The sequence below is a fragment of the Pseudomonas yamanorum genome, from assembly GCF_013386765.1.
GTDB lineage: Bacteria > Pseudomonadota > Gammaproteobacteria > Pseudomonadales > Pseudomonadaceae > Aquipseudomonas > Aquipseudomonas yamanorum_A.
This window is the reverse complement of record NZ_JACARE010000003.1, coordinates 282582-309235: the sequence shown is the minus strand read 5'-3', so window position 1 is coordinate 309235 and position 26654 is coordinate 282582. Positions and strand designations below refer to the sequence as shown.

The window sequence follows — 26654 nt, the reverse complement described above, 5'->3', positions numbered from 1 at the left end:
AAGCCTTACGAACTGCGCTGCGGCGCCAGGTACAGGCGCACCAACCCACGCAAGGTCTTGCGACCCCAGAACTTCAAGGGAATCTGCTTGAGAATCTCCCGCGCCAGCGGGCGGTCACGGTCGGCGGTCTTGAGGAACATCGAGTTCAGGAAGTTATAGCGAACCTGATCGTAGGCAGGATGATCGCTGAACAACCCGTAGGTCTTGAGGATGTTCTGGATCATGTAGCGATGATTCTTGTAGGTGTTGGTCGCGTGCTGGCGATAGCGCGCCATGACCACATTCAACACGTCGATGGTGTAACCGGCGTGGGTGATCTTCAATTCGATGAGCAAGTCTTCCAACGGAATCAGCGGATCGAAACCCCCGACCTCTTCCAGCGCCTGCCGGCGGATCATAAGGGTCGGCGCCGGAGGAAAGGGCTTGCGATCCAGGAACAGATCATCGAAATCCAGGCTGCGAAACGGCAAGTCGCGGCGTTGTTTCTTCTCCGGATACGGTTTGCCGTCACCATCAATCAATTCGATATTGCCGGCACAGATTCCCATCTTCGGCTTGCCTTCCATGTAGGCAACCTGCGTAGCGATACGCTCGGGCAGCATGATGTCATCGGAGCCAAATGGCGCGATCAGGCTGCCTTTGGCGCGGGCGATGGCACCGTTGAGGGTGTTGGTCAGGCCCTGGTTCTGCTGGACCTGGAAATCAAACCCGTGTTCAGCCTGCAAGCGCTGGATGCGCTCCACACTGTCATCCTTGGAGCCGTCGTCCACCACCAGCAACTCAATGTTGGGGTAGGTCTGGCCGAGCACACTGAGGATGCTCTGCTCGATGTACGGGCCGTGGTTGTAAGACGCAATGATCACAGTGACCAGGGGTTGCTGCAGACTCATGCTCTACCTACTTCACGCAGACCGGTTTCGATCAGGTTCAAATACTTGCGCCGGAACTCGTCCAGGGTGTGGTTTTCTTCCAGGTAGCGGAACACTTGTTCGCCCTTGGCACGCAACTGTTCGTCGCTCAGTGCCAGGTACGTATCCAGCGCCGCCGCCAACTGCTCGACATTGCCCGGATCATGGGACAGGCCGCCCGCCCCTTGCACCAACGGCAACATCGCAGGGCCATTGGAGGCAATGACCGGCAGATGGCCGCTCATGCCTTCCAGCAGCGCCAGACCCAGGCCTTCGAACAGCGATGGCATGGTCCAGATGTCAAAAGCGCGCACGTACTTCATGCCATCTTCACGAAAGCCCAGCAGGTGTGCGCGGCCGGTCAGACCCAGGCGCTCGATATCGGCACGCAGGTCCGCTTCGGCGCGGCCGGAACCGATGATCCCCACCTGGGCCTGCGGGTATTTGTCCTTGAGGGTGGCGAAAGCCTGCAGCAAATGGGTGTGACCCTTGATCGGCACCAGTCGGCCCAGGGCACCGATCATCCGTGCATCCAGCGGCAAGCCGAGCACCTGCCGCGCTTCATCGCGAGGCAACTGCAAGGCTTCGGCCTGTGGAATGTCGATGGCGTTGGTGACGAAGGTGGTGTTTTCACGGGTAAAACCGCAGTTGAGGTCCACCAGGTAATCCTTGACCGCCTCCGAGACCCCGACAAACCGCCACGCCGGGCTGACCCACTTCTGCGTCTGGCGCCGGCGGTAGCCACGGGCGTACTCGCCAAAACCGTGGGAAATGCCGATGCACAGGGGGATCTTCAGCCAACGGTTGAGGGACAGCATCATGTTCACCGACTTGAAGCGGTTACAGATGACCACGTCGAATTTCTGCTCGCGGCAAAACTTGTAGATCTGCCACATGGCGCCGAAACGAATGCCCTTGAGGGATTTTTCCGGCAGCTCGAAGTAATGGGAGTGTTCAGCCACGCTCAGGGGCTGGCCGGGCAGCGGACGGCCGCTGAGAAACCCGGATGTGACCTCGAAACGTTCAGCCGGCAAGGCCTTGACGATCTGCTCGCCGAGGTCGGCGAAGTCGTGGGTCTTGACGTTGTAGTCCGGCTGTAACTGTAAAACCTTGAAACGAGGCTTCATAACTCTCCATGCTGCAATCTGGCTGCGGGCACGCAGCCCGGCGAAAAAGGGGCGGCAGGCGCTGCACACCTGCCTTCAATAAGGTCTCAATCCTGCTTCAACACCCAGAGCAACTCATGACGGCGTACCGCCTTGCGGAAGAACTCATTCTCTCCGTAAGGCGATGGACTGCGGCCCGCCAGTAATTGCTGCAACCACCTGCGCACGCGGCGCTTGAACGGCGCCCTCGGCTGCAAGTCGTGCATCATGCCCAGGGCCATGGCCTTGTCCTGCTGCTGGCCCAGCGTCAACCGCAGGCTGCAAGGCACAAGCTGCGGCGTGGCATCAAAACGCGGCGGCAAGGCCACGCCCGCGCCCGAATCGCCCATGGGCCAACGATCATTATCATGCAGGTGGTTGGCATAGCCGAGCAATGTGCCCGGCTGCCATTCCAGGCCTTGCAGGGCTTCGATGATCGCAGCGTGCGCGCAGATGTGATCCGGGTGCGGGTCCAGCAGCGGCGTCGGCAACACGATCACCTGCGGGCGCGCCTTGAGCAGCAACGCCCGCAGGTCTGCAATCAGGTTGCTCCAGGTCGGGGCGCCGTCTACATCCCCGGGTAAGGCCAGGGCGTTGAACTGGCGAAACAGCCGCGTATCGTCCAGTTGTGCTTCCCGGGACGCCTGGGGCTGGTCCGGCGCGGCCTGCATGGCCGGCAGCTGCATGCAGAAGTAACCCAACTGCACGCACTGCGCCTCGGGAACGCCCGCCCAACGAGGCACGGTAACGCTGTCCCAGGCACGCAAGCGGCCTTTTAGCCGTGCGGCATCGGCCTTGGGCAGGCCCATCTGTAGATAGTGATCGGCTTCGATTTCGCCCGCCGTGAGGGTGACGATCCAGCTCTCATCGGCCTGGCTGTAAAGGCTGAAGGCGGCCAGTTCGGCATCGTCGGCATGGGGGGCGATCACCATCACCCGCTGGCGACGGTAATCCGGCTGGCGGAACCGCCACAGTGTCGGCTGCCCCTTGATCCGGCAGAAACGCCCGCGCAAACGCAGCTTGCCGCCGGCCAGTGCTTCGCCCGCACCGGTCAGGTTGAGGTAACGCCGACCTGCGACGCCACGCTCGAAGACTTGCCGGTCCGGCGCATCCAGACCCAACACGTCCACCGCCGGATCGAGAAAACGTCCGAACCAGGAGCTTTTGAGCTCAACCCCGACGATCAGGGTTTCATCGTCAGCCAAGGGCGTATCCATCACCAGCCGCCCCGATTCGAGACGCAGGCCCGCGCACGCGCTCCCCTCGGGAAACGCGTACTCATAGTCGTCTTTAGACGAGTAGAACAGGTGATCGGCAAACCAGGCTTCATGGGCGGCCCACATCACCACCGCCAGCACCAGCGGCAACCACCAGGCCACCAGCACACCGACAGCCACCAGCAGCAACAGGCCAACCAACAGCGCAATACGCTTGTTGCGTCGATGCTGCTTGAGCAATTGCTGCTTGCGGCTCATACGCTGAACACCGGCACCGGGTTGCACCAGCGCTCCTTGTATTCACGGTCGGAACGCCCGAAAGAGAAACGCAGGGGCTTGTCGCTGGCCCGCGCTTGCTCCCAGGCACTTTGGGTATTCAGGAAACTCAGCACGCTGCCAGGACTGAATGCCTTGGTTTCAGGGTCGACGCCGCCGTTGACGTACTCGGCACTGACCCACTCCGGTGCCTGCACCTGATACACCAGTTGCACGGCAATCGCGGCGTCATTGAGAAACAGCACCGAGCCGAACAGGAACTCCTTGAGCAGCTCCAACACTTCGGCCAGACGCTCGGCGCCCGCCGCCGGGAAACCCCAGCGCCGCTGGAACAGGTCGCAGTAAATCGCCGCCAGTTCATGGCTGGAAAACTCGCTGACCGCCCGCACCACGCCGCCCGCCTCTTCCAGCAAGCGCAATTCACGGCGCTGGTTGTAGCGAAACTTCTTCGACAGTTCTTCCGGAGTGCGCGCCATGGCCAACTGCTCGGCCTGGGGCTTGAGGGTGCTTACGCGCCCCTCATTCAGCGCCGACAGGTACCGCGCGCGGTGGCGCAACGGCAACTGTGCATCGGCGGCAATCGGCAGGATGATTTCGGCGTTACCCAAATCGAACAGGCCTTTTTTGCCTTTGCGCTTGAGCACGTCCTTGGACAGGGCCAGGTCGCGCCCCCAGGTGGCAATCGCGCCTTTGAGCTCGCCATCCTGCTCCCAGCCCAGGTAACGCACGGGAATCTGCGCCAGGTGCGCCAGCCGCTCGACGATCTGCGGATGAGTCGCCACGCTGCCGCCAAAACGCTGCCAGGCCTGGACGTAAACCTCGGCCTCGACAGGCGTCCAGCCACGTTCACGCCAGCCCTGGAAGCGGTTCAGCATTTAAACCACAGCGTCATAGGGGTCTACGCCGTCCTTGACCACGAGGATGTCTTCCATGATCAGGTACTGCAGGTCGGAACCGAAGAACATGTTCAGCGCATCGGTCGGCGAGCAGATCATCGCTTCGCCACGGCGGTTGAGCGAGGTGTTCAGCGACACGCCGTTGCCGGTCAGCACTTCCAGCTCTTTCATCATGTCGTAGTAGCGCGGGTTGTACTCGCGCTTGAGCACCTGGGCACGTGAGGTGCCGTCTTCATGGACCACTTCCGGCACGCGGGTTTTCCACTCTTCCGACACTTCAAAGGTGAAGGTCATGAACGGCGCCGGGTGATCGACCTTGATCATCTGTGGCGCAACGGTGTCGAGCATCGACGGGCAGAAAGGCCTCCAGCGCTCGCGGAACTTGATCTGGTGGTTGATCCGGTCAGCCACGCCGGTGGCGCTCGGGCAACCGATGATCGAACGACCGCCCAAGGCACGTGGGCCAAACTCCATGCGGCCCTGGAACCAGGCCACCGGGTTGCCGTCGACCATGATCTTGGCGATGCGCTTCGGGGTGTTTTCGATCTGGCGCCACACCGGCTTGCTCGGGTGCTTGGCGCACGCGGCAATCACGTCTTCGTTGCTGTAGGACGGGCCGAGATAGACGTGTTCCATCTTCTCTACCGGTACACCACGGGCGTGGGACACATAGGCTGCCGCACCGACCGCGGTGCCGGCATCGCCGGACGCCGGCTGCACGAACAGCTCCTTGACGTCGTCACGGGCAATGATCTTCTGGTTCAGCTTGACGTTCAGCGCACAGCCGCCGGCGAAGGCCAGCTTGCCGGTGTCTTTGAGGATGTCGCCCAGGTAGTGGTCGATCATCTGCAACGCCAGCTTCTCGAACAGCGCCTGCATGCTGGCCGCGTAGTGGATGTAAGGCTCGTCGGCGATGTCGCCTTCGCGCTTGGGCCCCAGCCACTCGATCAGTTTCGGCGAGAAGTAAAAGCCCTTGCCCTTCTCTTTGTAGCGGCGCAGGCCGATGACGTTGGCGTAGTCGGTGTTGATCACGAGCTCGCCGTTCTCAAAGGAGGCCAGGCGCGAGAAATCGTACTTGCTGGCATCGCCATACGGCGCCATGCCCATGACCTTGAACTCACCGTCGAGCATCTCGAAACCGAGGAACTCGGTGATCGCGCCATACAGGCCGCCCAGGGAGTCCGGATCGTAGAATTCCTTGATCTTGTGGATCTTGCCGTTTTCGCCGTAGCCGAAGAAGGTGGTGGCGTACTCGCCCTTGCCGTCGATCCCAAGGATCGCGGTCTTCTCCTGGAAGCCCGAGCAGTGATAGGCACTGGAGGCGTGGGCCAAGTGGTGTTCAACCGGTTCGATCTTGATTTTCTTTGGATCGAAGCCCAGTTGCTCCAGGCACCAGACGATCTTGTTGCGATAGCGCTTGTAGCGACGGTTGCCCATCAGGATCGCGTCGAGGGCGCGGTCCGGGGCGTACCAGTATCGCTTGGCATAGTGCCAGCGGGCTTCACCGAACAGGCTGATGGGGGCGAACGGGATCGCCACCACATCAACGTCGGAAGGCTTGATACCGGCTTGTTCCAGGCAGAACTTCGCCGACTCGTAGGGCATGCGGTTCTTTGCATGTTTGTCGCGTACGAAGCGCTCTTCTTCGGCGGCCGCAATCAGCTTGCCGTCGATATACAAGGCTGCGGAAGGATCATGGCTAAGGGCGCCGGACAGGCCAAGAATCGTCAATGCCACAGGGGTCTAGCCTCTTTTAGTCTGCATGCAGGCGCGTCACGCCTGAAAAAAGTGTGCTCCCCGCCTGGGCGAGAAACAGCTAAAGGGCGGGATTATAGCGTAAACACGGCGCGGGATGATCTAGGGATTGTGGCGACCGGTTGTCACTGCAGGCCTAGCGGAAAATCTCGATGCTGCCGTCCTTGTTCTGGCGGTAGACGGTGTAGGGCAGCACGAGGGTGTCCAGCAAGCCGGAGGCCAGGAGCTCGGCGGCGAAGATCGGCAAGGAGCCGGAGGCATCGCGCGTGTGCTCTTTGGTGGTGTCGGGGGCGCCGTTCAATGTGCAAAAACCGTAGATCACCCCGCTGTAGATACGCGGCACATTTTCACAATAACTGCGCGATTCCTTGAGGTTCTGGCTGGCGACAGCGTCCGGGCGAAACACCGTATTGATGGTGCCGCACCCGGTGATCGAAAGGACCATAGCGGCGAGTAGAAGATTCTTTGTAGGATTCATGAGCAATTCCTTTTGGCAGCAGCCAGACAGCTTAACCCAGGGTTGCGTATGACGTGGCAGCGGCAGACGGCAGGAAGAGTATTCGGCAAAGAGCGGCTGAATCGTTAAACTCGCGCGCTTTTGCGTGCTCTATGGATGTTGGTTTACTCATGAAAGCTGTTGCCCCTACTCGTTTCGCGCTGCTGCTTCCCGGTCTTTTGGGGCTGTGTCATAGCGCCCAGGCCGACGAAGCGCCGCTGGTCCTCGACCCGAGCGTGGTCACCGGCTCGCGCAGCGCCAGCCCGTCGTTTGACCTGCCTTACTCGGTGGACAGCATCAGCCGTGAGCAGATCAGCGACGGCCAGCTGGGCATCAACGCCTCGGAAGCCCTGTCTCGCGTTCCTGGCCTGGTGGTGCAAAATCGCCAGAACTACGCCCAGGACTTGCAGATTTCATCCCGCGGCTTCGGCGCCCGCTCGGCGTTTGGGGTACGCGGCATCAAGCTCATCGCCGACGGCATCCCCGCCAGCACCCCGGATGGCCAGGGCCAGGCCGCCACGTTCAACCTCGACACCGCCGAGCGCATCGAAGTCCTGCGCGGCCCGGCCGCCACGCTGTATGGCAGCAATGCGGGCGGCGTGATCCAGATGTTTTCCCGCAACGGCGAAGGCCCGCCGCGCATCGGCGCCGAGACGCTGGTGGGCAGTGACGGCCTGAGCAAAAACCACCTGACCGCCGAAGGTGCGGCAAACGGCGCAGGCTTCGTGCTCGACGCCTCGCGCATGGACACCGACGGCTATCGCGACCATAGCAGTGCGCGCCGCGACCAGACCTTCGCCAAGCTGAATTTCGAGCCGGATGACGACAGCAAGCTCGCGCTGATCTACAGCAGCCTGGAGCAGAACGGCACGCAGGATCCGCTCGGGCAGGCGTGGGATGCATACAAGGCGGATCCGCGCTCGGTGAGCAGCGCCGCCGAGCTGTACAACACTCGGAAAAGCATCGACCACCAGCAACTGGGGATGAACTACGAGCGGTATTTTGGTGATGCGACGCTGCAGGTGAATGCCTATACCGGACGCCGCAGCGTGATTCAGTATCTGTCGATTCCTGACAAGTTTGCCAACGGCAACCCCAACCCGGCCAACGCCCGCGGAGGGGTTGTAGCGTTTGATCGCAAGTTTTATGGCGGCTCGGCCCACTGGCTTCAGCCCATAACCAGCGCACCCGGCGACCTGACGTTGATCACCGGCCTGGATTACGACCGAAGCCAGGATGATCGCCAAGGCTATTCCAACACCCTAAACGGCGAACACGGCGTGAAAGGTGCCTTGGGACGTGACGAAATCGATACAGCCACCAGCCTAGATCCGTTCGTCCAGGCCAACTGGCTGCTGGGCGACTGGACGCTGCAAGCAGGGCTACGCCACAGCACCATGAAAATGGACGTGGACGACCACTTCCTGAGCGATGGCAACGACAGCGGTAGCAAGACTTACCAGAAGAACACGCCGTCGGTCAGCGTAATGTACGCCTTCACCCCCGACCTGCATGGCTATGTCAGCGCTGGCAAAGGTTTCGAGACACCTACCCAGGCAGAGTCGGCCTACTCCAGCACCGCGAATGGCTTCAACTTCGCGCTCAAGCCGTCGATCAGCAAGCAATATGAGATTGGCCTGAAAGCACGGATTGGCCAAGACACTCGCGTCAATGCCGCACTGTTCCAAATCACCACGGACGATGAGTTAGTGGTGCAACAATCCAGCGGCGGCCGTACCACTTACCAGAACGCCGGCCGCACCCTGCGCCGTGGCTTCGAGTTGGGCATCGAAAGCCAGCTCAGCGAACAGTGGAGCACCAACATCGCCTACACCCGCCTGCAAGCCACCTACGACAGCGATTTCGTGGGCGGCGGCAAACCCGTGGACAAAGGCAACTACCTCCCCGGGGTGCCGCAAACCACGTTGTTTGCCGAACTCAACTGGAAACCCCGGGACTGGGTCAGCACCGCCGTGGAAGGCATGTACCGCAGCAAGGTCTACGTCGAAGACACCAACCAGCAACACGCCGCGCCGGGCTACAGCGTCTTCAACTGGCGCGCACGGTTTGAACAGAAGGTGGAGCACTGGACGTTCCACCAAACCCTGCGCCTGGACAACCTGCTGGATCGCCAGTACGTAGGATCGGTGATTGTCGGGGACGGCAACGGCCGCTATTACGAAGCGGCGCCAGGACGCTCGTGGTACGCAGGCGCAGGCGCCGAGTACACCTTTTAGCAACCGACACCGGACTTGTGGCGAGGGAGCTTGCTCCCGCTGGGCCGCGCAGCGGCCCTAAAACCTCTAACCCACTTCTTTCGGCAACCGCTGATCAATCACCCGATACAACGCGCTGCTCTCGGGCCAGTTACGCATAAACCGCGCCCGATCCCTGGCATAGGCCGGGGCGAAGCTGCCCAGGGAGCCATGCTGACACATCGAATCCAGGTCAATCAGCGCCCAGCGATCCTCATGCCAGAACAGGTTATGCCCCTTGAAATCCCCATGACTGATGCGCTCGCGGATCAGCTCGGCGAACAGGTAATCAAGGGCAACCAACTCAGCCTCAGGCGCCTCGCCACTTTCAACATACGGCGCAAACCGCTCAATGATGTCCGGCCCCGGCAGGTACTCGGTCACCAAGTAAGCCCGGCTGCGCAGCCACAGGAAACGCTTTTCCAGCAACGCCAGCGGCTTGGGCGTGGCGATACCGAGGAACGCCAGGCGATTGCCTTCGCGCCAGGAATGCCAGGCCCGGCTCGGCCGCCAGAAGCGCTTGAGCCAATGGGCGAAACCCTTGATGTTGTAGCGTTTGATCACCAGCGGCCGACCGGCAATGTCGACCTTGGCAACGCTGGCCGCCCCGCCGGTCTTATACAGGTGGCCCTGGTCGAGCAGCGCATCGGCCCGGTCCAGCACTGGCAGCATCGCCGCTTCTTCCTCGCGGCGAATCGCGCGCAGGGCAAACGGCCCGCGCACCACGCTGAACAGCGTGCACTCGCGGCCAACCTTGTTCAGGTAGTCTTTCAAGCGCCAGGTGCTGACTTTGCGCACCTGCTTCTGCAACGCTTCCAGCGGCAGCGCGTGTTCGCCATTGCTCAGCAGGTAATACACCAGCAACTCCTCGGTAAACGGCTCGATATTTTTCGGCAACTGCGCGAAAAACACCCCGAGGTTTTCCAGCACCCGGTTGCGGGACAGCGGCTTGCCCGCCTCTTCGACGCAGATCCCGGCACCGTCGATCAAATACAGTTTTCCATCCTGGCGCAGCAGGTTGTCCAGGTGCAGGTCTTCCTGCCACAGGCCCTTGGCGTGCATTTGCGCAATCGCACCCAGCGCCTCGGCGAGCACCGCCTGTTGCTCGTCGGCCAACGGCGGCAAGCCTTCAACGGCGTGCCAGGCATCGGCCAGGCTGTCGGCGCCCTCCAGAAACTCGAACAGCAGCCAACCGCCCTCGCCTTCCTGCAGACCATCGGCCAGCAATAGCGGTGTGGTCAGGCCTTGCTCGGCCAACAACCGCACGCCCTTGAGTTCACGCTGAAAATGCCGCGCTGCCTTGCTGCCCACCAGCAGTTTGGCCAGCACCGGGCGGCCGCGCCATACGGCTGCGCCGACATAGCGCTGGCCCGGCAATACCCGCAGCAGGTTGAGCAGTTGCAACTGCCCAGGCCCGGCGGCATCCGCCAGCTCGATGCTCAAGGGCAGGCTGGGTGTGCGGCCGGCTTTTTTCAGCTCGGACAAACGCATCAGCGGTTCTCCTTGTGACTGCGCCGGGCCGCCAGCCGTTGGTGCCACGTTGCAACCAGCGCACTGTCCTCAGGCTGAGCCAGATACGCCGCCAATAACTGGCGAACCTGATCGTGCGACCACTGCGGCGCACGGCGCAACAGCGGCTCCAGGTCCTTGACCCGGTCACGCCAGCCGAACAACAGCGGGCGGGTTTTCTCCAGGTCGATCAACTGCGCCGCATAACCATCGCCGCTGGCCTGCAGGAAAATATGCTTGGGATAAAAACAGCCATGCACCTGGCCCACGCTGTGCAGACGGCGCGCCAATTGACCGCAGGCCAGCAGGATCGCCCGCTGCTGCGCCTCGCTCAATTCAGGCCATTGCTCCAGCAACGAATCCAGATCATTCCAGCCATCCAGCGCCCGGGTCAGCAACATCGCCCGATGCTCGCCCGCCACTTTGCGCTCGCCGAAAAACGCCGCCTGCAACGCCGGAATGCCCAACTGCCGATAGCGGCTGATGTTACGAAACTCACGGGCAAAACTTGGCTCGCCAAACGGCCGGTGCAGGGTGCGCGTCAGGTAGTTGCTCTGACGCTTGAGGTAGTAACCCTGGCCTTCGAGTTCGAGGCGAAACACGCTGCTCCAGCCGCCGCGACTGGTGTTGGGCTCGTCCACTGCATCCAGTTGCTTGGCCCACAGCGCGTCAAACGTGTCGAGGCCGTTGCGCTCAAGCAATGCCCGATCTTCGGCCGCCAGGAAATCACTCATTCTCGCCCCTCGAAAAACTTCACCACGTGGCGAATTCGCTGTTTGTCCGACGCGCCCAGGTGTTTGCGCTGACGGTACTGCATGTAGAAACGCAGGCGCTGGGTGGCCGACAGGTGATACTTGGCCACCTTGTCCAGGCAGGCCAGGTCCTTGGTGATGCGGTATTTGAGCCAGAACCCGCGCCAGAAATCGCCATTGGGGCAATCGATCAGGTACAGGGTTTGCTGGTCGTCCACCAACAAGTTGCGCCACTTCAAATCGTTGTGGGTAAACCGGTGGTCGTGCATGGTCCGCGTGTATTCCGCGAGCTGGCGACTGATGTTGTTGACCCACACCGGGTCAGAGAGTCGCGGGTCTTTGCGCTCGGCCAATGCCGACAGGTCTTCGGTCTTCGGCAGTTCGCGGGTGATCATCGCGCCACGGTGATAAGCCAGGCCTTTACGCTCCAGGCCCCAGGCAATCACGTCGGCGGTGGGAATGCCCCACTTGGCGAAACGCTTGAGGTTCTGCCATTCGGACTTGACCCGTGGCTTGCCCAGGTAGCGGCGCAAACCCTTGCCCGCCCCGACGTAACGCTTGACGTAATAATTGACCCCGCCGCGCTCCACGCGAATCACTTCGGACAACGGATCACGGGTCAGCCGCTCGCCTTGCAAGGCGAACACCGCCTCCAGGCTACCAAAGTCATCCGCCAGGGCGGCGTAGGCAGGTTCCAGGTTCCAACCCGCCATCAGAGCGCATCCCCGTATCGTTGCTTGCGTGCGTAAAGCTTGGCAGCCATGCGTTCCAGCGCCGCCAGCAGCGCGCTTTGCTCACCCAGGATCTGGCGCAAAGGTTGCTGGAAGTAGGCCTTGAGAAACCGCAGTTTGTCGCGCCGGGTCAAACCAATCTCCAGGGCGGAGTAGTAAAGCCCCGCCAGGTCCTTGTCACGCCAGCGCCGTGGAATCTTCGAACGCACCTGGGCACGGTGCAGGTCGATCACCGAAAGCTTGATGTTGTGCACGGTGACCGGTTGGTCGGTGTGCAACAGGAAGTGGCACAGGTAGCAATCACGATGGTTCACGCCACCCCGATGCATCGTGCCCAGGGTGCGCGCAAGTTCAACGGTAAGGGCGTGCCGAATCGCCGGCACGGGCGGCTGCTTGACCCAGTCCATGGTCAGGTCTTCAAGGCTGACAATGGGCGCCAACTCTTGCGTGACGATGAACGAGTGCTGATCGGCCGGGTTGCTGCCTTTTTCACCGAAGGCCACGCCGGTCATGGTGGGCACGCCGAGCTCCTGCAGACGCTGGATCGCATCCCACTCCTGGCCCGCGCCCAATACGGGCAACTTGGCCGTGATCAGGTTCTTGAGGATTTCACCCCAGCCGATTCCCCGGTGGATCTTCACAAAATAATGGCGGCCGTCCACTTCCGTACGCAGGGTACGGCGCGCGGCCAGCTCACGAAACACCTGGCCGTCCAGCTTCTCGACTTCGGCGAACGCATCGCGTCCGGCCCACAGGGTCTTGAACGGTTCGGCAAGAATCAACTTCATCGGTTTGGCTCCGCCAGAATCAGGTCCGCAGCGTACTGCGGCATGCTATAGAGGTCGGCCGTCTCAGCGAAGGCCAGACCATTGCGGCTCCAGGCCGCGCGCGCTTGTGGATCGTCGAGCATCTCCACCAGGTACTGGTTGAGCTGGGCCTGCTCGAACGGTTCGTCCAACACCCGGCCACTTTGGGCCTTGTCGATGTAAAACGCGTAGCCGCAGACCTTGCTCACCAGCACCGGGAGGCCGGCGACCACCGCTTCGATCAGCACCATGCCGGCCGCCTCATTGTATGCGGGGTGGATCAACAGGTCGGCGCCCAGCAGAAAACGCGGGATATCGCTGCGGCCCTTGAAGAACTGCACCTGGTCGCCCAGGCCCAACGCAGCACTCTGCAACTGGAATACTTTGGGGTCGTCCTGCCCGATTACAAATAGCCGGGCGCGTTTCTTCAGATTCGACGGCAGCGCGGCCACGGCCTTGAGGCTGCGATCGACGCCCTTGGTCTTAAAGCCCGAGCCGATCTGGACCAGCAGCAAATCATCGTCGGCCAGGCCGAATTCGCGACGAAACTCGGCACGGATCTCGGCAGCGTTGGGCGGCGCGCGGCGGTCGCGGGCGATACCTGGCGGCAGCAAATGAAAACGCTCGGCCTGGGTGCCGTAATACTGGGTGAACAGCCGCTGCTGGTGCTCGGAAAGCACCATGATTTGCGTCCTGGCGTCTTTGTCGAACACTGCACGCTCGTATTCGGCGAAGTGCTTGTACCGGCCGAACCAGCGATACATCGGGTTGCGCAGGGTCTGTGCCTTGTCTTCGAACACACCGTCGGCGGCGAAGTACACGTCCAGCCCCGGCATCTTGTTGAAACCCACCACGCGGTCAACCGGCCGCTTGGCCAGGTCGGCCTGGATCCAGGCGTAGAGCTTTTCATTGCGCCGATGGTTGACCAGCGCCTTGACCGGCGCCACCAGCACTTCAAAGCCTGGCGGAACATCGCCCTCCCAGATCAGCGTGTAGACGCGAATCTGGTGGCCGCGCTGCTGACACTCCAGGGCAATACGCATGAAGTCGCGCTGCAGGCCGCCAAAGGGGAAGTATTTGTAGAGGACAAAAGCCAGTTGCATCAGTGTTCCTCAGCCAATAACAACGTGCTTAATCGCGTTGCGACACGCTCAGGGTTCAGGCGAGTGAAGCACAGTGGCCACTCGCGCTTGAGATCAAACCGGCGCTGGTCTTCAGCGGTCGGTTGATAGGTGCATTTCTTTTGCAGGCACGGCGCACACGGGAAGTCGCTGGCCAGGTGAATCTGCGCCTTGCCGTAGGCGCCGGTCAGGCCGGGATTGGTGGGGCCGAACAGGGAAATCGTCGGCACATCCAGCGCGGCGGCGAGGTGGCCGAGGCCGGTGTCCACCGCGACACACGCCTTGGCACTCGCCAGTACACGGGCGACGCCCGCCAGGTTCAGCTTGGGTAGCACTTCGGCGTTTTTCAGGCCTTGGGCCAGGCGTTCGGCCCGGGCCTTTTCGGCAGCGTTGCCCCACGGCAACTTCACATCCACGCCAAAGCGGTCCATGCGCTCGGCCAGATCGCGCCAGTAGGCTTCCGGCCAGTGCTTGGTGTCCCAGGTGGTGCCGTGCAGCAGCAGTACAAACGGTTTTTTCGGCGGCAGGCCCAGCAGTTTTTCGACGCTGAGGCCGTAGTCGCCCAGGCCTTTTGGCAAGTCGTAACCGAGGGCCACGGCAAACAGTTGGCGCAAGCGCTCCACTGCATGCTGCCCGCGGGCCACGGCCAATCGCCGGGAATAGAAATGCGCCGCCAATGGCTCACGAGCCGACTGTTTGTCGAAGCCGGCCACCGGAGCACGCACGTAGCGGGTCAGCCAGGCACTTTTCAGCAGGCCCTGGGCGTCGATCACCAAGTCGTATTTGGTCGACTGCACGCTCTTTTTGAAGCGCCGCCATTCGCCACTCTTGAAGGTCTGCCAGAGGTTCTTGCGCCAGCGGCGGATCGCCACCGGGATCACCTTGTCCACCGCCGGATGCCAGGTGGGAATCTCGGCGAAGCCTTCTTCCACCACCCAGTCAAACCGGATGCCCGGGATCGCCCGCGCCGCGTCGGTCAAGGCCGGCAAGGCATGAATCACATCGCCCAGGGATGAGGTCTTGATTACCAGTACCCGCAACTTAACGGACCTCGACCACAGTGCCCTGCAACCGCTGCAACGCATCGCTGACGGGTTGCGGCAGCAACTGGCGCAGGCAGTTGTAGTGGCCGAAGCGGCAGGTGCGGTCGAAACACGGGCTGCAATCCAGGCCCAGGCGCACCACTTCCACCTGGTCGGCCAACGGCGGGGTAAACCCTGGCGACGTGGAGCCGTACACCGCCACCAGCGGGCGGTTCAGCGCCGCGGCCACGTGCATCAGGCCGGAGTCGTTGGACACCACCGAGTCGGCGCAGGACAGCAGGTCGATGGCCTCGGCCAGGGACGTGTCGCCACTCAGATTGACCGCCTCTTCGCGCAGGCCCGGGATCAGGCGCTGGCGAATATCCTCGCCCACCGAATGATCGTTTTTCGAGCCGAACAGCCAGACTTGCCAGCCCTCGCGGATCTTCATCTCAGCGACTTTAGCGTAATGCTCCGACGGCCAGCGCTTGGACTCGCCAAACTCGGCGCCAGGGCACAGCGCCAACACCGGACGGTCCAGCTCCAGGCCGAACTTGGCCAGGGCAGCGTCGCGGGTAACCGGGTCGATTTGCAGGCTCGGGCGCGGATAAGGCGTCGGCAACTCGGCACCCGGCGCGTACGCCAGGGCCATGAAGCGCTCGATCATCAGCGGGTAGCGGGCCTTGTCGAGCTTGCGCACGTCGTTGAGCAGGCCATAGCGAAACTCGCCACGCCAGCCGGTGCGCTTGGGGATACCGGCGAAAAACGGCACCAGTGCCGACTTCATCGAGTTAGGCAGCAGGATCGCCTGATCGTACTGGCCGGCCAGGGACTTGCCGATGCGTCGGCGGGTCGCCAGCTCCAGTGCGCCGTGGCCGAGCGGAAAGCTCAAGGCCTGGCGCACTTGGGGCATGCGCTCAAGAATCGGCCGGCTCCACTCGGGGGCGAGCACGTCGATTTGGCAGTCGGGATGGCGTTGTTTGAGGCACTGGAACAGTGTCTGCGCCATCACCATGTCACCGACCCAGCTGGGCCCAACGATCAGAATATTCATGTAGTTTCCACAAACGATACGGGGAGGCTCATGCCTCCCCGCCTTATATATAGTGTTTCAGCTTAACCCCAGTTCATGCCAGATTCGCTGCACCTGACGCCGCTCGTCAGCGAACTGGTCCCCGGCCACCGTACCGGCCTCGTTCTGCAAGGCTTGGCGGTGAGCGGCGGAACGGTAGGCTTTATACACCTCGCGCAACAAATGGGCATCGGCGGCGGGCATCAACCCGACCTGCTCCAGGCCTTCCAGAATGCGGATATTGTCGGTGTAGCGCAGCAACGATGGATGTTGCGCAGACCACGCCAAAGCCGCGTATTGCACCATAAATTCAATATCGACGATACCTCCGGCGTCCTGCTTGAGGTCGAACGCCACCGTGGGTTCGAAGGCATTCGCCGCCGTTCCCGCCGCGGTGGACTTGGTGCCGAGGTTGTCGCGCATCTTCGCGCGCATCTCGCTGACCTCCTGGCGCAGCTTGTCCAGGTCCTGTGGGCGGCCCAGTACTTGGGCCCGCACTTGCTCAAATGCACGACCGACATCCTGGCTGCCCACCAGCACCCGCGCACGCACCAGCGCCTGGTGTTCCCAGGTCCAGGCTTCGTTTTCCTGGTAGCGCGCAAACGCCCCCAGGGAACTCACCAGCAAACCGGAGGCGCCCGACGGCCGCAGGCGCATGTCCACTTCATACAGCTGCCCGGAGTTGGTCTGGGTGGTCAGCAAGTGAATGATCCGCTGGCCCAACCGGGTAAAGAACTGCGCACCGTCGATCGGCTTGGCGCCATCGGTTTCGGCTTGCGGGTCACCGTCGTGGATGAACACCAGGTCCAGGTCCGAACCATGCCCCAATTCGATGCCGCCGACTTTCCCATAACCGACAATGATGAAGCCAGGATCGCACAAGGTGCCGTCCACCCGCTGTGGCGATCCGTGGCGCGCGACGGTCTGGCGCCAGGCCAGGGCCAGCACTTGCTCGAGGATGGCTTCGGCGAGCCAGGTCAGGTAGTCGCTGACTTTCATCAGCGGCAGGCTGCCGGCGATTTCCGAGGCGGCCACCCGCAGGCGGTGGGCCAGCTTGAAGTGACGCAGGGCTTCCATCTGCTGCTCAAGGTCATCCTCGGGGATGCGTGTCAGGCGCTCGCGCAACTCGGCGGCCAGTTCCGGTGCCAATGGCGGCTTGAACAGGCGACCTTCGTTGAGCAATTCGTCCAGCAGCAGCGGGAAGCGGGTGATCTGCTCGGCAATCCACGGACTGGCGGCGCACAGGGTCAGCAGGCGACGCAAGGCGTCCGGGTTTTCCGTCAGCAGTACCAGATACGCAGAACGTCGGGCCACGGCCTCTACCAGCGGCAATACCCGTTCAAGCACCAGGTCCGGATTGGCGTGCTCGACGGCCTGGGCCAGCAGGCGCGGAATAAACGCATCCAGACGCTCGCGCCCCAATCTCTGCATGGCGCGCAATTGCGGGCTGCTGCGCAGGCCAGCCAAGGCTTTCAAGGCTTTGGGCGCTTCGGTAAAACCACCTTCCTGCAACTGCCGGCAAGCGGCCTCTTCGTCCTGGGACTCTTCCCACAGGGGCAACCACTCACCGCCCACCACCAACTCGCTTTCTTCGCCCTCTTCTTCGTCCGGGTCGGCGATCACCTGACGGAAATGCCAGTCCACCCGGCCACGCCAGTACATCAGGCGCTCATGGAACGCGGTCCAGTCCGGGAAGCCCATCATGAAGGCAATCCGCGCCTGGTCTTCGGTGCCGTCCGGGAGCATTTGGGTCTGGCGATCGGCAATCGCCTGGATCGCGTGCTCGGTGTAGCGCAGGAATTCATAGCCATCGCGCAGCTCGGCGATCACCGCCGGCGGCAGGTAGCCCTGGCCTTCCAGCGTGCCCAGCACTTTTAGCAGCGGCCGCTGTTGCAGGCTCAGGTCGCGGCCACCGTGGATCAGCTGGAACGCCTGGGCGATAAATTCGACTTCGCGGATGCCGCCCGAGCCCAGCTTGATGTTCTCGGCCATGCCCTTGCGCCGCACTTCCTGCTGGATCAGCTGCTTCATGGTGCGCAGCGCTTCGATGGCGGAGAAATCCAGGTAACGCCGGTAGACAAATGGTCGGAGCATGTCGAGCAATTGCGCGCCGGCCACCTGGTCACCGGCCACCACCCGCGCCTTGATCATCGCGTAGCGTTCCCAGTCGCGGCCCTGATCCTGGTAGTACTGCTCCAGCGCGTTGAAGCTGAGCACCAGCGCCCCGGCTGAACCGTAGGGCCGCAGGCGCATGTCGACGCGAAATACAAAGCCGTCGACGGTCATCGGGTCCAGGGCCTTGATCAGTTTTTGACCAAGGCGGATGAAAAACTCCTGGTTATCCAGCGAGCGCTTGACGCCCACGGTGTCGCCACCTTCGGGGTAGGCGAAGATCAGGTCGATATCGGACGACAGGTTCAACTCCACGGCGCCGAGCTTGCCCATGCCGAGGATGACCATGTGCTGCGGCTCGCCGCTGCGACGGCCGGTGGGCGTGCCGAACAGGACGCAGTGGCGCTGGTACAGCCACTGGTATGCCTGGTCGATGCTGGCGTCGGCCATGTCCGAGAGGTCGCGGCAGGTTTGCACCAGGTCCGCCTGTCGGGTCAGGTCGCGCCAGATGATCCGCACTTGCTGGCGGGTGCGCTGGCGGCGCAGAACGCGGCCCAGTTCGTCTTCTGTTTCGGCTTGTTGCACGGCAGCCGCAATCTGGCCGCACAGCTCACCAGGGGCAAAGCTGCGGTCCAGTTCGCCCCAGGCCACCAGCTCCAACAACATCAAAGGGTCACGAACACTCTGTTCAATGACGAAATCACTGGCGGCGCACACACGGGCAAAGTCAGCCCAACGTTGCGGCGTCCACGCAGAAAGGCCATTATCGCCGTCCAATCCGGCCACGGCGTCACGAAATGACTGCTCGGCCCGCTTGGCAAATGGAAGCAGGATGGCCGGCAATTCGGCCTGCACTGGAAGGCTCATGGTCTATCCTTGATCGGCGCGTAAATGGCTTGTTGCTGTGAACGCAAGAACCACACTCGGTGAAGGACTGTCGAACAAAGGTTATAAATAGCTGAAATTAAATTTATTTTGGCAGGCAACATCAAGATTTCACCTTTTCTTGTTCGCAAATGACCAACAATAACGATTATGCTCGCCAGCTAGACCGAGCAATCCGCTCAGTCTTGTGTAGTTTTACTACTCGTATATACATTCGAAAGGCTGAAATGGCCGACGATTTGTAGTAAAACTACAGGACGCCGAAGCAACCTTCGGCCATCCAAGAATTTATGTCGTCTGCCCACAAGGCCAGTCGCAAACTTCAGGCAACCGATTCTGGTAGCCTTTCCGCCCTGGAGCAAGCCATGCAAGACCTCGATCCCGTCGAAACCCAGGAATGGCTGGACGCCCTGGAATCGGTTCTCGACAAAGAAGGCGAAGACCGTGCGCACTACCTGATGACCCGTATGGGCGAACTCGCAACCCGCAGCGGTTCGCAATTGCCCTACGCCATCACCACGCCGTACCGCAACACCATCCCCGTTACCCACGAAGCACGCATGCCTGGCGACCTGTTCATGGAACGCCGCATTCGCTCGCTGGTACGCTGGAACGCCATGGCGATGGTAATGCGCACGAACTTGAAAGATTCTGACCTGGGCGGTCACATCTCCAGCTTCGCTTCCAGCGCAACCCTGTATGACATCGGCTTCAACTACTTCTTCCAGGCCCCGACCGAAGAACACGGCGGCGACCTGATCTACTTCCAGGGCCACACCTCGCCAGGCGTCTACGCCCGTGCGTTCATGGAAGGCCGCATCACCGAAGAACAAATGAACAACTTCCGCCAGGAAGTCGACGGCCAGGGCCTCTCGTCCTATCCGCACCCTTGGCTGATGCCTGATTTCTGGCAGTTCCCGACGGTATCCATGGGCCTTGGCCCGATCCAGGCGATCTACCAGGCACGCTTCATGAAGTACCTGGAAGCCCGTGGCTTCATCCCTGAAGGCAAGCAGAAAGTCTGGTGCTTCCTGGGCGACGGCGAGTGCGACGAGCCGGAATCCCTGGGCGCCATCTCCCTGGCTGGCCGCGAGAAGCTGGACAACCTGATCTTCGTCATCAACTGCAACCTGCAGCGCCTCGACGGCCCGGTTCGCGGCAACGGCAAGATCATCCAGGAACTCGAAGGTGTGTTCCGCGGTGCTCAGTGGAACGTGACCAAAGTCATCTGGGGCCGTTTCTGGGACCCACTGCTGGCCAAGGACGTCGACGGTATCCTGCAACGTCGCATGGACGAAGTCATCGACGGCGAGTACCAGAACTACAAAGCCAAAGACGGCGCGTTCGTACGTGAACACTTCTTCAACACGCCTGAACTCAAGGCAATGGTTGCAGACCTGTCCGACGACGAGATCTGGAAACTCAACCGTGGCGGCCACGACCCGTACAAGGTCTACGCGGCGTACCACGAAGCGGTCAACCACAAAGAACAACCTACCGTCATCCTGGCCAAGACCATCAAGGGTTATGGCACCGGTGCCGGCGAAGCGAAAAACACGGCGCACAACACCAAGAAAGTCGATGTCGACAGCCTGAAGTTGTTCCGCGACCGCTTCGACATCCCGGTCAAGGACGAAGAGCTGGAGAACCTGCCGTTCTTCAAGCCGGAGCCAAACAGCGCCGAAGCCCGCTACCTCAGCGAGCGTCGCACTGCACTGGGCGGTTTCGTGCCACAGCGCCGCGCCAAGTCTTTCGACATTCCTACACCGCCACTGGATACCCTCAAGGCTATCCTGGACGGCTCGGGCGACCGTGAAATCTCCACCACCATGGCCTTCGTGCGGATCCTCGCGCAGCTGGTCAAGGACAAGGAAATCGGCTCGCGTATCGTGCCGATCATCCCGGACGAAGCCCGTACCTTCGGTATGGAAGGCATGTTCCGTCAGTTGGGCATCTACTCCTCCGTCGGCCAGCTCTACGAGCCAGTCGATAAAGACCAGGTGATGTTCTACAAGGAAGACAAGAAGGGCCAGATCCTCGAAGAAGGCATCAACGAAGCGGGCGCCATGAGCTCCTTCATCGCTGCCGGTACTTCGTACTCCAGCCACAACCAGCCAATGCTGCCGTTCTACATCTTCTACTCGATGTTCGGCTTCCAGCGTATCGGCGACCTCGCCTGGGCCGCTGGCGACAGCCGTACCCGTGGCTTCCTGATCGGCGGCACCGCCGGCCGGACCACGCTGAACGGCGAAGGCCTGCAACACGAAGATGGTCACAGCCACATCCTGGCCGGCACCATCCCGAACTGCCGCACCTTTGATCCAACCTACGGCTATGAGCTGGCGGTGATCATCCAGGACGGCATGAAGAAGATGACCGAAGAGCAGCAGGACGTTTTCTACTACATCACCGTGATGAACGAGTCCTACCAGCAGCCAGCCATGCCGGCCGGTGTCGAGGAAGGCATCATCAAGGGCATGTACCTGCTCGAAGAAGACACCAAGGAAGCCGCTCACCACGTGCAACTGATGGGCTCCGGCACCATCCTGCGCGAAGTGCGTGAAGCTGCGAAAATCCTGCGTGAAGAGTTCAACGTCGGCGCTGACGTATGGAGCGTTACCAGCTTCAACGAACTGCGTCGCGACGGCCTGGCCGTAGAGCGCAGCAACCGCCTGCACCCGGGCCAGAAGCCTGCGCGCACCTACGTTGAAGAGTGCCTGGCTGGCCGTAAAGGTCCGGTGATCGCCTCTACCGACTACATGAAACTGTTTGCTGAACAAATTCGTCAGTGGGTACCGTCCAAGGAATTCAAAGTCCTGGGCACCGACGGTTTCGGCCGTAGTGACAGCCGCAAGAAGCTGCGTCACTTCTTCGAAGTCGACCGTCACTTCGTGGTGTTGGCAGCCCTGGAAGCCTTGGCTGACCGTGGTGAAATCGAACCTAAGGTGGTAGCAGACGCTATCGTCAAGTTCGGGATCAACCCGGAAAAACGCAACCCACTGGACTGCTGAGGAGACTTTCTGTGAGCGAACTCATTCGCGTACCTGACATCGGCAGCGGTGAAGGTGAAGTAATTGAACTGTTTGTGAAGGTCGGCGACACCGTCGAAGCCGACCAGAGCATCCTGACCCTGGAATCGGACAAGGCGAGCATGGAAATCCCTGCTCCCAAGGCCGGCGTGGTCAAAAGCCTGAAAGTGAAGCTGGGCGACCGCCTGAAAGAAGGCGACGAACTGCTTGAGCTGGAAATCGAAGGTGCCGCTGATGCGGCCCCTGCGGCGGCCGCTCCTGCTGCTGCCCCGGCTGCCGCTGAAAAGCCTGCCGCTGCTGCCGAGGCCCCTGCGGCCCCGGCTGCTGCACCTGCTGCTGCCGCTACCGTCCAGGACATTCATGTTCCGGACATCGGTTCGTCGGGCAAGGCCAAGATCATCGAGCTGCTGGTTAAGGTCGGCGACACCGTCGAAGCCGACCAGTCGCTGATCACCCTGGAGTCCGACAAGGCCTCCATGGAAATCCCTTCGCCGGCTGCCGGTGTGGTGGAAAGCATTGCCGTGAAGCTGGAAGACGAAGTCGGTACTGGTGACTTCATCCTCAAGCTGAAAGTAGCGGGCGCTGCGGCTCCTGCTGCTGCCGCTCCAGCCGCCGCTGCTCCGGCCGCCAAGGCTGAAGCTGCACCTGCCGCTGCGCCTGCACCTGCTGCAAAAGCCGAGGCCGCACCGGCTCCGGCGGCTGCACCTGCGCCAAGCGGTGCCAAGGTTCATGCCGGCCCTGCCGTGCGCCAACTGGCACGTGAATTCGGCGTCGAGCTGAGCGCGGTCACTGCCAGCGGTCCTCACGGTCGCGTGCTGAAGGAAGACGTGCAGGTTTACGTCAAATCCATGATGCAGAAGGCCAAGGAAGCTCCGGCTGCCGGCGCTGCTACCGGTGGCTCGGGCATTCCGCCGATCCGCACCGTCGACTTCAGCCGCTTCGGCGAAATCGAAGAAGTGCCGATGACCCGCCTGATGCAAATCGGCGCGGCCGGCCTGCACGCCAGCTGGCTGAACATCCCGCACGTGACTCAGTTCGACCAGGCCGACATTACCGACCTGGAAGCTTTCCGCGTTGCGCAGAAAGCCGTGGCCGAGAAGGCTGGCGTGAAGCTGACCGTGCTGCCACTGCTGCTCAAGGCTTGCGCGCACTTGCTCAAGGAACTGCCGGACTTCAACAGCTCGCTGGCGCCTAGCGGCAAGGCGATCATTCGCAAGAAGTACGTGCACATCGGCTTTGCCGTCGACACGCCGGATGGCCTGCTGGTACCGGTCATCAAGAACGTCGACCAGAAGAGCCTGCTGCAGCTTGCCGCTGAGGCTGCCGCACTGGCTGCCAAGGCCCGTGACAAGAAGCTCACCCCGGACGACATGCAGGGCGCGTGCTTCACCATCTCCAGCCTCGGGCACATTGGCGGCACTGGCTTCACGCCAATCGTCAACGCGCCGGAAGTGGCGATCCTCGGTGTTTCCAAGGCCACCATCCAGCCTGTGTGGGACGGTAAAGCGTTCCAGCCGAAGCTGATGCTGCCACTGTCGTTGTCCTACGATCACCGTGTGATCAATGGCGCCGCGGCTGCACGCTTCACTCAGCGCCTGAGCCAGTTGCTGAACGACATCCGCACCATCCTGCTTTAAGCCTCAACAGGTCTTCTGCCCGTGCAGAAGACCTGGTTTTACCGATTTCCGAGCGCCACGCTCGTACCTCAACCCCGCCAATTGGCGGGGCTTTTTTTGCCTGCTTTTCGCACAAAAGTTGGACACGGAAATTGAGCTTGTACACCGCCCATCACCCCGGTTGCAGAAAACCGCCCGCTGGCCGATAACCTACTTATAGCACTTAGCCTTCATCCTCTCTTGTCAGCCCGTGCTGCATGATGCAACCTTGCCGCAGGCAACAGTAAAGAGGGCGTGAGCCCGGCGCGATGCGCATTTTTCCAAGCGAGTTTCCCCATGAAAAGCCAACCCGATGTCGCCCGTACGGCGGCCGAGGTAGTGACGCAATTACCGGTGCCTTCGCGCCTCGGTATGCTGCGTTTCGAGCGGCTTAATGAGGCAAGCTGGGCCCTGCTGTACCTCGACCCCAACTGCGAACGCCAATTCGGCCTGCCCGCCGTGGAATTGTGCGCCCTGATCGGCTCGCCCTACGCCAGCCTGATGGAGCCCCAGGCGCGCTATCAGTTGCATGACGCGATCCAGGAACAGCTGACCATCAGCCCGCATTACCTGGTGCGCTACACCCTGCACACCAATGACGGCCCCTTGAGCCTGCTGGAACTGGGCGAGGCCTACAAGCAACACAATCGCCACCTGCTGCGCGGCTACCTGATGGTGGTCGACGGCCTGTTCAGTGATATGCCGCTGGCCCCGGCGGCGGATCTCGAAAGCCAGAACAGCCGCCTGCAGATCGCCCTTGAGCTCAACCAGCGTGCCCAGCAGGAACAACTGCAACACCTTGAGCGGGTGCGCGCCCAGCAGGAGCTGATCCTGCTGCTGGCCCGCCAGCGCTACAGCACCAATAACTCACTGCGCGAAGCCGCCGAGCTGATAACCCGCAGTGCCTGCGATATCTACCAGATCGACTGCGCCAGCATCTGGAACCTCGAAAACCAGCATCTGGTACCGATTTCCGCCTACCACCGCGACGATCAGCAACACCACTTGCCTGAACCGATCGATGCGAGCAGCTTCCCGGACTATCTGGAGGCCCTGCAAACCAGCCGTGCCATCGACGCCACCAACGCCATGCGCGACCCGCGCACCCGCGAGATGGCCGAGAGCCTGCGCCCGCGGGACGTCCACGCCATGCTCGACGCCAGTATCCGCGTCGACGGCAATGTGGTCGGCGTCCTGTGCCTGGAGCAAAGCGGCAGCACCCGCGCCTGGCAGTCCGACGAGATCGCCTTTGCCGGAGAACTGGCCGACCAGTTCGCCCAGGTGATCAACAACCACAACCGCCGCACCGCCACCAGCGCCCTGCATTTGTTCCAGCGGGCGGTGGAGCAAAGTGCCAACGCATTCCTGCTGGTCAATTGCGACGGCGTGGTGGAGTACGTCAACCCCAGCTTTACCGCGATCACCCAGTACAGCACCGAAGAAGTCCACGGCCACCTGCTGTCGGAACTGCCGGCGCTGGAGAACCTCAGCGAGTTGCTGTTCGATGCACCTTCAAGCCTGGCCAAGAGCAACAGCTGGCAAGGCGAGTTCAAGAGCCGGCGCAAGAACCTCGAACCCTACTGGGGCCAGTTGTCGATCTCCAAGGTGTATGGCGATAACCGCGAGCTGACGCACTACATCGGCATCTACGAAGACATCACCCAGACCAAGCTGGCCCAGCAGCGCATCGAGCGCCTGGCCTACACCGACAACCTGACCAACCTGGGCAACCGCCCGGCGTTCATCCGCAACCTCGACGAACGCTTTGCCCGGGACAGCGACAGCCCCATCAGCCTGCTGCTGGTAGACATCGACAACTTCAAGCGGATCAACGACAGCCTTGGCCACCAGACCGGTGACAAGCTGCTGATCAGCCTGGCACGGCGCCTGCGCAACAGCCTGACTGCCAGCGGCAGCCTGGCGCGGTTTGCCAGTAACGAATTTGCCGTGCTGCTGGACGATACCGACCTTGAGAGCGGCCAGCAGGTCGCCAGCCAGTTGCTGGCCACCCTCGACAAGCCGATGTTCGTCGACAACCAGTTGATCAGCGTCACCGGCTCCGTGGGCCTGGCCTGCGCGCCGCTGCATGGCCGCGACCCGCAAACCCTGATGCGCAACGCAGGCCTGGCGCTGCACAAGGCCAAGGCCAACGGCAAACACCAGGTTCAGGTGTTTACCGAAGCACTGAACGCCGAAGCCAGCTACAAGCTGTTCGTGGAAAACAACCTGCGCCGCGCCCTGACCCAGAACGAGCTGGACGTGTTCTACCAGCCCAAGCTGTGCCTGCGCAGCGGCCGCCTGCTGGGCATGGAAGCGCTGTTGCGCTGGAACCATCCGGAAAAGGGCATGATCCGCCCCGATCAATTCATCAGCGTGGCTGAAGAGACCGGGCTGATCATCCCCATCGGCAAATGGATCGCCCGCCAGGCCTGCCGCATGAGCCGACAGCTAACGTCTGCCGGCATGGGCAACCTGCAGGTGGCGATCAACCTGTCGCCCAAGCAGTTTTCCGACCCGGACCTGGTGGCCTCGATTGCCGCAATCCTCAAGGAAGAACGGTTGCCGGCCAACCTGCTGGAACTGGAGCTGACCGAAGGCCTGCTGCTGGAAGCCACCGAAGACACACGCCTGCAACTGGACCAGTTGAAGAGTTTTGGCCTGACCCTGGCCATGGACGACTTCGGCACCGGTTACTCGTCGCTGAGCTACCTGAAGAAATTCCCGATCGACATCATCAAGATCGATCGCAGCTTCATTCATGAAATCCCGGACAACCAGGACGACATGGAAATCACCTCGGCGGTGATCGCGATGGCCCACAACCTCAAGCTCAAGGTCGTGGCCGAAGGCATCGAGACCGCCGAGCAGCTGGCGTTCCTGCGCCGCCACCGTTGCGACGTCGGCCAGGGCTACCTGTTCGACCGGCCAATCCCGGGCTCCGAGTTGTTGAAGATGCTTAAACGTTATCCTCGCGGGCCAATCGCCTGACAGCGCGGTAACACTCGGGCACAC

18 protein-coding genes are annotated in these 26654 nt (G+C 61.7%); 4 read left to right on the top strand and 14 right to left on the bottom strand.

Annotated features, from left to right (window positions below):
* Positions 1-5 precede the first annotated feature (5 nt).
* The 6 genes from HX875_RS02010 to HX875_RS01985 all read right to left on the bottom strand — a co-directional run bounded on the left by HX875_RS02010 (position 6) and on the right by HX875_RS01985 (position 6675).
* Complete coding sequence (locus HX875_RS02010; RefSeq protein ID WP_177041221.1) at positions 6-890, bottom strand: glycosyltransferase; 885 nt, start codon at positions 888-890, stop codon at positions 6-8.
* The gene (locus tag HX875_RS02005) at positions 887-2035 is read right to left on the bottom strand and encodes a glycosyltransferase family 4 protein (protein ID WP_177041219.1); all 1149 of its coding nucleotides are present in this window, start codon (positions 2033-2035) and stop codon (positions 887-889) included. Before HX875_RS02005 ends, HX875_RS02010 begins: the two co-directional genes overlap by 4 nt.
* 86 nt (positions 2036-2121) lie before the next feature.
* Positions 2122-3528, bottom strand: coding sequence for a PIG-L deacetylase family protein (locus tag HX875_RS02000; RefSeq protein WP_177041217.1), 1407 nt, complete (start codon positions 3526-3528; stop codon positions 2122-2124).
* Positions 3525-4421 (bottom strand): GNAT family N-acetyltransferase, encoded by an 897-nt coding sequence (locus tag HX875_RS01995; RefSeq protein WP_177041214.1) that lies wholly within the window; start codon positions 4419-4421, stop codon positions 3525-3527. The genes HX875_RS02000 and HX875_RS01995 overlap by 4 nt, the downstream gene beginning before the upstream one ends.
* Entirely contained in the window at positions 4422-6179 is a 1758-nt protein-coding gene (locus tag HX875_RS01990; protein WP_076015509.1) for a carbamoyltransferase family protein, read from the bottom strand.
* A 154-nt stretch (positions 6180-6333) separates the two neighbouring features.
* Positions 6334-6675, bottom strand: a complete 342-nt coding sequence (locus HX875_RS01985; protein ID WP_177041212.1) for a YceK/YidQ family lipoprotein — start codon at positions 6673-6675, stop codon at positions 6334-6336.
* A gap of 149 nt (positions 6676-6824) precedes the next feature.
* Between HX875_RS01985 and HX875_RS01980 the strand changes: the two genes are divergently transcribed.
* The gene (locus HX875_RS01980) at positions 6825-8930 is read left to right on the top strand and encodes a TonB-dependent receptor family protein (protein ID WP_177041211.1); all 2106 of its coding nucleotides are present in this window, start codon (positions 6825-6827) and stop codon (positions 8928-8930) included.
* A gap of 66 nt (positions 8931-8996) precedes the next feature.
* Here HX875_RS01980 and HX875_RS01975 read toward each other — a convergent pair whose 3' ends face one another.
* From HX875_RS01975 to glnE, 8 genes are read right to left on the bottom strand one after another with little or no spacing between them, the layout of a single operon-like run.
* Positions 8997-10439 carry a lipopolysaccharide kinase InaA family protein gene (locus HX875_RS01975; RefSeq protein WP_177041209.1) on the bottom strand — a complete coding sequence of 481 codons (1443 nt, stop codon included), beginning with the start codon at positions 10437-10439 and terminating at the stop codon, positions 8997-8999.
* A complete protein-coding gene (locus HX875_RS01970; protein WP_177041206.1) occupies positions 10439-11191 on the bottom strand; it encodes a lipopolysaccharide kinase InaA family protein in 753 nt (250 codons plus the stop codon). Before HX875_RS01970 ends, HX875_RS01975 begins: the two co-directional genes overlap by 1 nt.
* Complete coding sequence (locus tag HX875_RS01965; protein ID WP_177041204.1) at positions 11188-11922, bottom strand: lipopolysaccharide kinase InaA family protein; 735 nt, start codon at positions 11920-11922, stop codon at positions 11188-11190. The genes HX875_RS01970 and HX875_RS01965 overlap by 4 nt, the downstream gene beginning before the upstream one ends.
* Complete coding sequence (gene rfaP, locus HX875_RS01960) at positions 11922-12728, bottom strand: lipopolysaccharide core heptose(I) kinase RfaP (RefSeq protein WP_177041203.1); 807 nt, start codon at positions 12726-12728, stop codon at positions 11922-11924. Before rfaP ends, HX875_RS01965 begins: the two co-directional genes overlap by 1 nt.
* Complete coding sequence (locus HX875_RS01955) at positions 12725-13849, bottom strand: glycosyltransferase family 4 protein (protein ID WP_177041201.1); 1125 nt, start codon at positions 13847-13849, stop codon at positions 12725-12727. The genes rfaP and HX875_RS01955 overlap by 4 nt, the downstream gene beginning before the upstream one ends.
* Positions 13849-14907, bottom strand: coding sequence for a lipopolysaccharide heptosyltransferase I (gene waaC / locus HX875_RS01950; protein WP_177041199.1), 1059 nt, complete (start codon positions 14905-14907; stop codon positions 13849-13851). Before waaC ends, HX875_RS01955 begins: the two co-directional genes overlap by 1 nt.
* 1 nt (position 14908) lies before the next feature.
* On the bottom strand, positions 14909-15943 hold the full coding sequence (gene waaF / locus HX875_RS01945; protein WP_177041197.1) for a lipopolysaccharide heptosyltransferase II: 1035 nt from the start codon (positions 15941-15943) through the stop codon (positions 14909-14911).
* Positions 15944-16000: 57 nt separating this feature from the next.
* Complete coding sequence (glnE, locus tag HX875_RS01940) at positions 16001-18940, bottom strand: bifunctional [glutamate--ammonia ligase]-adenylyl-L-tyrosine phosphorylase/[glutamate--ammonia-ligase] adenylyltransferase (protein ID WP_177041196.1); 2940 nt, start codon at positions 18938-18940, stop codon at positions 16001-16003.
* 383 nt (positions 18941-19323) lie between these two features.
* On the opposite strand from glnE, the gene aceE reads away from it, so the two are divergent.
* From aceE to HX875_RS01925, 3 genes are all read left to right on the top strand, one after another.
* Positions 19324-21969 carry a pyruvate dehydrogenase (acetyl-transferring), homodimeric type gene (gene aceE / locus HX875_RS01935; protein WP_177041194.1) on the top strand — a complete coding sequence of 882 codons (2646 nt, stop codon included), beginning with the start codon at positions 19324-19326 and terminating at the stop codon, positions 21967-21969.
* Positions 21970-21980: 11 nt separating this feature from the next.
* Entirely contained in the window at positions 21981-23624 is a 1644-nt protein-coding gene (gene aceF / locus HX875_RS01930) for a dihydrolipoyllysine-residue acetyltransferase (RefSeq protein WP_177041192.1), read from the top strand.
* A 315-nt stretch (positions 23625-23939) separates the two neighbouring features.
* Positions 23940-26630, top strand: a complete 2691-nt coding sequence (locus HX875_RS01925) for a putative bifunctional diguanylate cyclase/phosphodiesterase (protein ID WP_177041190.1) — start codon at positions 23940-23942, stop codon at positions 26628-26630.
* The last annotated feature ends 24 nt before the right edge of the window (positions 26631-26654 follow it).

Coding starts and splice junctions, on each gene's coding strand:
- aceE (WP_177041194.1), top strand. CDS start 19,324: ATGCAAGACCTCGATCCCGTCGAAACCCAGGAATGGCTGGACGCCCTG.
- HX875_RS01965 (WP_177041204.1), bottom strand. CDS start 11,922: ATGGCGGGTTGGAACCTGGAACCTGCCTACGCCGCCCTGGCGGATGAC.
- glnE (WP_177041196.1), bottom strand. CDS start 18,940: ATGAGCCTTCCAGTGCAGGCCGAATTGCCGGCCATCCTGCTTCCATTT.
- HX875_RS01955 (WP_177041201.1), bottom strand. CDS start 13,849: ATGCAACTGGCTTTTGTCCTCTACAAATACTTCCCCTTTGGCGGCCTG.
- HX875_RS02010 (WP_177041221.1), bottom strand. CDS start 890: ATGAGTCTGCAGCAACCCCTGGTCACTGTGATCATTGCGTCTTACAAC.
- HX875_RS01980 (WP_177041211.1), top strand. CDS start 6,825: ATGAAAGCTGTTGCCCCTACTCGTTTCGCGCTGCTGCTTCCCGGTCTT.
- HX875_RS01995 (WP_177041214.1), bottom strand. CDS start 4,421: ATGCTGAACCGCTTCCAGGGCTGGCGTGAACGTGGCTGGACGCCTGTC.
- rfaP (WP_177041203.1), bottom strand. CDS start 12,728: ATGAAGTTGATTCTTGCCGAACCGTTCAAGACCCTGTGGGCCGGACGC.
- HX875_RS01925 (WP_177041190.1), top strand. CDS start 23,940: ATGAAAAGCCAACCCGATGTCGCCCGTACGGCGGCCGAGGTAGTGACG.
- HX875_RS02000 (WP_177041217.1), bottom strand. CDS start 3,528: ATGAGCCGCAAGCAGCAATTGCTCAAGCAGCATCGACGCAACAAGCGT.
- HX875_RS01970 (WP_177041206.1), bottom strand. CDS start 11,191: ATGAGTGATTTCCTGGCGGCCGAAGATCGGGCATTGCTTGAGCGCAAC.
- HX875_RS01985 (WP_177041212.1), bottom strand. CDS start 6,675: ATGAATCCTACAAAGAATCTTCTACTCGCCGCTATGGTCCTTTCGATC.
- HX875_RS02005 (WP_177041219.1), bottom strand. CDS start 2,035: ATGAAGCCTCGTTTCAAGGTTTTACAGTTACAGCCGGACTACAACGTC.
- HX875_RS01975 (WP_177041209.1), bottom strand. CDS start 10,439: ATGCGTTTGTCCGAGCTGAAAAAAGCCGGCCGCACACCCAGCCTGCCC.
- waaF (WP_177041197.1), bottom strand. CDS start 15,943: ATGAATATTCTGATCGTTGGGCCCAGCTGGGTCGGTGACATGGTGATG.